This window comes from Bacillus cereus group sp. BfR-BA-01523, from assembly GCF_022662615.1.
Classification (GTDB): Bacteria; Bacillota; Bacilli; order Bacillales; family Bacillaceae_G; genus Bacillus_A; species Bacillus_A mycoides.
In genome coordinates this window covers 861,390-868,248 of the sequence record NZ_JAKUDX010000001.1, presented here as the reverse complement: position 1 = coordinate 868,248, position 6,859 = coordinate 861,390, and the positions used below count along the sequence as shown (strand labels likewise).

Here is a 6,859-nt window from a genome sequence, read left to right as displayed (position 1 = left end):
TTGTTAGACTGTGTCTAACAATCGGGGTGCACTTCAGAATAATCGGCTTTTAAAATAATTAATGAGACCCTTTACGGATCTCATGTTTAGCTAAGATTGCTGTGTGTTTCTTTACCTAAAACATGTAAGATTCACCATCGTCTGGTATTAACACATTAGACGTGATTCCTTTTTCATGAATAAAGCTCTTTAATTCTTCTCTAGACAATGCCCAATGGTTTATAGCTTCCATATGAACAGCAATAATTTTTGCGTTGGGAGCAGTCTTATACACTTCATAAACATCATCTTTCCCCATGACAAGAGAACCACCTTCAAAGAATTGGTTATCTCCAGCATTTACTACAATGATTTCTGGTTTATGTGTATCAATCACTTCTTGGACAGCTTCGTACCATACTGTATCCCCAGCTACATACAATGATTGCTCAGTTGAGTGCTTGAAGACAAAGCCACACACTAAACCAGTAAGTTTTAAAATTTCTCCTCTTCCGTGTTCGCCTTTTGTTTTGATTAATTGGATATTCTCAAAGACTGTATCCTCTTGTAAAACCTCCACATTTTGAAAACCGGCGTTTCTAACTTCTGTAGCATCCTCTTCATTTTGTATAAACATTTTTATATCTTTTGGCAATATTCTTTGAGCTGCCTCATCAAAGTGATCTAAATGCAAATGAGTCAAAATGACAGCATCTATATTATTAATAATATTTTCAACGGATACTGGTAAGCTAACTAAAGGATTATTTTGATCTTGTCTTGGTGAATTTGGAAAAGGTGAGTAAGTACCTTTCTCAGCTAACATTGGATCTATTAAAAACTTTTTTCCTGCATATTCTACAACGATCGTTGCATTCCTAATTTGTGTGATCTTCATATTTACACTTCCTTCTATTTTTGTTTAGTAACTTACGTATATTCTATAACACTTGCAATATATATTTACATAGATAAAATCAAGTGTTTTTGTAGTTTGACTTGAATTTTGAAAGACCCAACATGTTTTTGTGTTCATGAGTATTAATTAAGCTAAACCACATTTCAATTGAAGAAAATATAAAGATTCATTTAAAATAATGTGTGGAGAAAAAGAGTCACTTTATTCTTTTTTAAGTAAATGTGCTGAGCTATTTCCAAAAATTTTGTCATCAGCACAATTTTTAGCATTAACAAACTTATTAAAAAGCAATTCATTTACATAAAGATTTTTATACTTTTTTGAAAGGATTTGATTTTATGCTGGATCATACAGACATGCGAATATTAGAAGAATTATCTGGAAATAGTCGTATCACTATGAAAGAATTAGGAGAGAAAGTTCATTTGACAGGACAAGCCGCCGCATCTAGAGTTGCTAAATTAGAGGATAATGGGGTAATTGAAGGTTATAGCATTAAAGTAAATCAAGTTAAATTAGGTTGCTTTATGTATGCTTTTATTAATATCTATATAAAAGATACACATCATCAACCGTATCTTTCATTTATTAAAACATATGAGAAACACATCATAAATAACTATAAAATTAGTGGGGAAGGTTGTTATCTTCTTGAATGCAGATTTCCATCTAATGAATCATTAGATCAATTTTTGATGGATTTAAACAAGTATGCAAACTATAAATTATCCATTGTAATCAAGAAATAATGCAGCACTAAAAATGTTCGTTTAATTCAAAATAGATAACTAATAAAAAGAAACGATTTTGAAAAAAGTTTTAAATAAACTAATCAAAACAGTTTCTTTTTCTTATGAAATTTTGCTTAGCGTACGAAATTCGCGTTTTGATGGTGCTACCCCATGCCCATCAACTTAAGAATTCAGAATTACCCCAAAACGAAAAAATGAGCTTTTTTGTTACAAGTTAGTACAAAATTTCGTTCTGGGGGTGCTATAAAATTTTAGCTTGATGGCGATGTGGTGCGACCCCATACCCATCAACTTAGGGAATTCATCGTTCCCCAAAGCAAATAAAATAATTGTGAAATTTCCCTATTCACAATATGATAATAATGCAAGGAAAAATAAGGAAGCGGGGGACGTCGATTTATGAGTGTAGGTATTATGACCCATAACGAGGTTATTAGAATCGGTGATGCATATTTACTTCCATTAGTATCAAACTTGTACGGGTTGCAAGGCTATGAAGTCAAGCCGGTTAAGGCACATACCGGAGGGCGTAATGTCGTTTATACCTGTGAGAAAGAGGGCACTGATGCCAAGATACTTAGAATCTCCTTTTTAAATGACAGAAGCCAAGAAGATTTTCTGGGAGAAGTTGAGTACATCAGGTATTTATTTAAGCATGGAGGAAGTGTATCGGATGTAATCAGCTCTAAGAAGGGGAAACTGCTGGAAGAGATTATCTATAATAATCATACCTTTTTTATCTGTCTATTTAAAAAGGCAAAAGGAAAAATGCTTGTGGAAAATAATTATAGGTACCGGGAAGGAGTTCCGATCTCCGAGTATTATTATAATTGTGGTAAATCCCTAGGAAAACTGCACCAAATATCAAAGGGGTATACTCCTGTCCACCACCGGAATAGTTTTTCTGAAAAGTATAATGCCGAATATGTCGATAAACTTATACCTGACTCGTTATCGCTACTTAAGGAGAAGATGATACAGCTCCTTAAAACCTTAGAAGGATTGGACAGGAACCGTGAGTCTTTCGGTATGGTCCATTTTGATTACAACGATGGGAATTATTCGATAGATTTTGATACGGGGCAAATAACCGTATATGATTTCGATAATTCATGTTACTGTTGGTATATGTTTGACCTTGCAAGTCTCTGGACAAACGGAATGGGTTGGATACAATTTGAACCAGATGCGGATAAACGTAAAAAGTTTATGGATAATTATTTTGAAGTAGTCCTCGCAGGATACAAATCTGAGACCAAAATTGAAAATGCGATGTTAGAAAAGTTACCCTTATTTATCAAGGTAAACCTCATGGAATCTATTATAGAGGAATTCGACTGTATGCGGAACAATGGTGAAGAACCGGAATGCGATGAAGAGTTGTCATATCGCATAAAATGCTTGGAAGACGATATTCCGTATATGGGATTTTTTCATAAAATTTACTCGTGCAAAGAACCCTTTGAGTATGAGGAGCGAAATATATAGTCTTTTTGTAGCAACCTTTAATAATTTCTTAAGTTGATGGGTATGGGGTAGCACCACATCGCCATCAAGCTAAAAAATTGTATCCATAAAACGAAAAAAACGCTATTCTTTTTGTAGAAATATACAGAAAGGATAGCGTTTTTGATGAATCCTATCATTTCAAATGAACTGAATCTTTTCGCACAAGAGCTACAATACTTTTTATCTCCAGTATTCCTACAAGATATCGCCAAACAAGTTGGCTTTGTACAGCGATCTAGCAAGTATCAAGCCAACGAAATCATTGCCCTTTGCGTATGGATCAGCCAAGAAATTGCTAGCACATCACTTACACAATTGTGCAGTCAGTTAGAAGTTTTCACTGGGGTACTTATGAGCTCAGAAGGACTGAATCAACGCTTTAATCCAGCAGCTGTCGCATTTCTTCGAGAAGTCTTTACTTCTCTTCTCACACAAAAACTCTGTTCAAATCACTCACTTTCTGCACACGTGATCTCTACTTTCAATCGTATCCGTATTTTAGATGCAACAGTGTTTCAACTGCCTGACCATTTCGCCACTGACTATCAAGGTTCAGGTGGGAGTAGTAATACCGCAGGCGTGAAAATCCAATTGGAATATGATTTACTTAGTGGTCAATTTCTTAACGTGCAGCTTGGACCAGGAAAGAATAATGATAAAACATACGGTACTATCTGCCTTGAAACCGTAGAAGCGGGCGATTTGTGTTTACGTGATCTTGGTTACTTCGATTTAGGAGACTTACAAACCATTCATGATAAAAAGGCTTATTATATCTCGAGGTTGAAGTTGAATACACGCATTTATATCAAGAACCCTGAACCAGAATACTTCAACAATGGTACGTTAAAAAAGCAGACAGAATATATCCAACTTGATATGACACAAATGATGTCTGGTCTAATCCCTGGTGAAACGATAGAAATCCCCGAGGTATACATTGGCCAAAACCAGAAACTTCCAGTATATGTTATTATCCATCGTTTAACCGATGATCAAACGCAAACACGCCTGAAAAACCAAGCGATACGTGAAAAGAAGAAAGGCATTGTCATGAAGGATAAAAGTAAACGTTTAATGGGCATGAATGTATATATCACGAACACGTCGCTAGAAGAAGTACCGACGAACTACGTGCATTCATTATATTCACTTCGTTGGCAGATTGAAATTTTGTTTAAAACGTGGAAGTCATTCTTTGAAATTGATGAATGTAAAAATATTAAAAGAGAACGCCTAGAGTGCCATTTATATGGACAACTCATGGGCATTCTCCTCTGTTCTTCTACAATGTTTCAAATGCGACAGTTTCTGCTTGAAAAGAAAAAGCAGGAGCTGAGTGAATACAAAGCGATTTATATGATTAAAGATTACTTCCCTTTACTGTTTCAAGCGATAGCCGTTGGCACAGAAGAGCTTTTAAAAATTCTGCATCGCCTTTATCAGCTACTCAAAAAAAACGGTCGTAAATGTCATAGGTATAAGAAGATGACCGTCTTTGATATTCTAGGGATTGTGTATAAAACGACGGTGAAGCATAGACAAGCTGCCTAGCGAAAAAATCGCATTTTAATAGGCTTCTTTAGCATGCCTACTTTTTTATCACTTGCTAGTTTTGAAACAAGAATCATTTCGTATCTAGTAATTTACTTGGTTAGCTTGATGGGCATGTGGTGCTCCCCCATTATGTTGAAAAGGAAAAGAACATCTGTGGAACTAGTGGTGACAATAGAGTTGTTCCACAAATGAGACAGAAGAATAGTGTGCCCTATCTGAGAAAATTGGAATATTATGATTTTAGAAACTGTAGCTATTGAAAATAGAACAAATAAAAGCTAAATAACAATAATATAATCTCTTTTCTAGATATGCCTTTATCAAGAATCAAAAAACTTAATACCACTTAGTACAAAAGCATCAGAACTTGGGCTATAACCAACTAACTTTCTTGTTCCTTCAATATCAATTCGTTTAAACCTGTTGTTAGATACACCATGTAAAATTGAAAATGGAGGTAAGTTCTTTGCCGTCATCGACTTTAAGAGAAGGTCCATAAAATCTTCTGGGCTTAAGTATGCACTCATATCTCTAGCTGTTAGTGGTTTACCATATGGATTATAATCATCATATGCACCTATACGAATAGCAAGACTTTGTAACCCTTCTTCATAAGCAAAATAAGAAGCAACAGCCTCTGCAAAACACTTACTTACCCCGTACATATTTTTGGGTCTCGTGGGTGAATAAGCATGTGGTTGATAATCCAAAGGATAGCCTTCAATTGTTTGAGCACTGGAAGCAACTATCACTTTGGATACATTATTATCGCTAGCAGCTCTAAAAATATTATAGGTTCCCTTTATATGATTTTCTAATAAGGAGCCATAAAAATCAGCATTTGGCGAAGGATTACCTGCCAAGTGTATAACTATATCTATACCTTTCGTAAATTCTTGACAAGCAGCTAAATCAGAAACATCTAAATATACGATTTCATGATTTGTATCTTTAAAAGTTTCTAAAGCAGATAAGTTAATATCTGCTAGCCGTAACTGGTAATTCCCTTGCTTATCTAGGAATCTTGTAACATCTTGGCCAATTTTACCTGCAGCACCTGTAACTAAAATTTTTTGCATTTCACTTCATCCTTCCATAAAAAATACATCCCTTGTCAAGGGTCATATAATAGAGCATGCACTTATTGTATGTTGGTAATGGCATTAAATAAAACGAAGAAATATAATGGAGACATGAATAAAATTCATGAGGAGGACCATAGTGACTTTAACAAAATATGAAATATTTAACAAAGTGGCAGAACTCAATAGTTTTACAAAAGCTGCAGGAGTGTTAGGTTTCACCCAATCTGCTGTAAGTCATGCAATTAGCAGTTTGGAAAAAGAGTTTTCCTTTCCTTTATTTATTCGTAATCACTCTACTTTAACATTGACCAAAAATGCAGAGGAGCTTTTAATTACCGTTCGGAAAATTTTATACTATAACAACATGCTGAAGCAGGAAGTAGCCGCTATCAATGGGTTCCAAAAAGGAACAGTAAGAGTGGGGGTTTTTTCGAGTATTTCTAAAAACTGGATTCCTGGTATTCTTAAAAAAATGGAGGAAAAGTTTCCAAATATTGAAATCGAATTACTGGAAGGAAACTATGCTGAGGTTGAGAATTGGTTACAAAACGGGAGATTAGATTGTGGATTTATTAATAATGATACTTACTTTGAATCCTTTGAAAAATCCTTTGACATCGTACAATTGAAGAGGGATCGACTTTTATGTGTTGTATCTAACCAATCCCCATTATGTAAGGAAAACCAAGTATCAATGCAACAAATAGAAAATGTACCTTTTATTATGCCAACATATCAGTGTTATGATGATATTCAAAAAATATTTAGGGAGAATAAAGTTAGCCCCAATATTCGATTCGAAAATATGAATGAATACTCAGTGATCTCCATGGTGGAGAATAATCTAGGAATTAGTATATTGCCAGAAATGATTATACCGACATCAAAAATTTCTTTTGCAGCCATTCCACTTGAAAGTGATAGCTATCGAACTATTGGATTAGCTATAAGAAAACCAACCTCACTCGCGACTAAGAAATTTTCTGAGATTACTAAAAGGTGGGTATCATTTGAATCAATTTAATTTTGCCAAAATCTGAGTTATTTAAACTGATAGG

Annotated in this window: 6 protein-coding genes; 4 read left to right on the top strand and 2 right to left on the bottom strand. The window is 34.7% G+C overall.

The window, feature by feature from the left end; genetic code table 11:
• Window positions 1-115 precede the first annotated feature (115 nt).
• Window positions 116-877, bottom strand: coding sequence for an MBL fold metallo-hydrolase (locus MR066_RS04430; protein ID WP_242246085.1), 762 nt, complete (start codon window positions 875-877; stop codon window positions 116-118).
• Between the two features lie 359 nt (window positions 878-1,236).
• Here MR066_RS04430 and MR066_RS04425 point away from each other — a divergent pair, with 359 nt between their 5' ends.
• The 3 genes from MR066_RS04425 to MR066_RS04415 all read left to right on the top strand — a co-directional run bounded on the left by MR066_RS04425 (window position 1,237) and on the right by MR066_RS04415 (window position 4,713).
• Entirely contained in the window at window positions 1,237-1,647 is a 411-nt protein-coding gene (locus tag MR066_RS04425; RefSeq protein WP_002087562.1) for an Lrp/AsnC family transcriptional regulator, read from the top strand.
• A 402-nt stretch (window positions 1,648-2,049) separates the two neighbouring features.
• Window positions 2,050-3,138 carry a phosphotransferase enzyme family protein gene (locus MR066_RS04420; protein WP_172796668.1) on the top strand — a complete coding sequence of 363 codons (1,089 nt, stop codon included), beginning with the start codon at window positions 2,050-2,052 and terminating at the stop codon, window positions 3,136-3,138.
• Between the two features lie 144 nt (window positions 3,139-3,282).
• Window positions 3,283-4,713, top strand: coding sequence for an IS4 family transposase (locus MR066_RS04415; RefSeq protein WP_242246084.1), 1,431 nt, complete (start codon window positions 3,283-3,285; stop codon window positions 4,711-4,713).
• 323 nt (window positions 4,714-5,036) lie between these two features.
• On the opposite strand, the gene MR066_RS04410 is transcribed toward MR066_RS04415, so the two are convergent.
• Window positions 5,037-5,795: an NAD-dependent epimerase/dehydratase family protein gene (locus MR066_RS04410; RefSeq protein WP_061675664.1), complete on the bottom strand. Its 759-nt coding sequence runs from the start codon at window positions 5,793-5,795 to the stop codon at window positions 5,037-5,039.
• A 142-nt stretch (window positions 5,796-5,937) separates the two neighbouring features.
• Here MR066_RS04410 and MR066_RS04405 point away from each other — a divergent pair, with 142 nt between their 5' ends.
• Window positions 5,938-6,825, top strand: a complete 888-nt coding sequence (locus MR066_RS04405; RefSeq protein WP_242246083.1) for a LysR substrate-binding domain-containing protein — start codon at window positions 5,938-5,940, stop codon at window positions 6,823-6,825.
• Window positions 6,826-6,859: the final 34 nt, after the last annotated feature.

Bases quoted from the DNA above. Each gene is read 5' to 3' on its own strand.
- MR066_RS04425 (WP_002087562.1), top strand. From the start codon at position 1,237: ATGCTGGATCATACAGACATGCGAATATTAGAAGAATTATCTGGAAAT.
- MR066_RS04430 (WP_242246085.1), bottom strand. From the start codon at position 877: ATGAAGATCACACAAATTAGGAATGCAACGATCGTTGTAGAATATGCA.
- MR066_RS04415 (WP_242246084.1), top strand. From the start codon at position 3,283: ATGAATCCTATCATTTCAAATGAACTGAATCTTTTCGCACAAGAGCTA.
- MR066_RS04410 (WP_061675664.1), bottom strand. From the start codon at position 5,795: ATGCAAAAAATTTTAGTTACAGGTGCTGCAGGTAAAATTGGCCAAGAT.
- MR066_RS04420 (WP_172796668.1), top strand. From the start codon at position 2,050: ATGAGTGTAGGTATTATGACCCATAACGAGGTTATTAGAATCGGTGAT.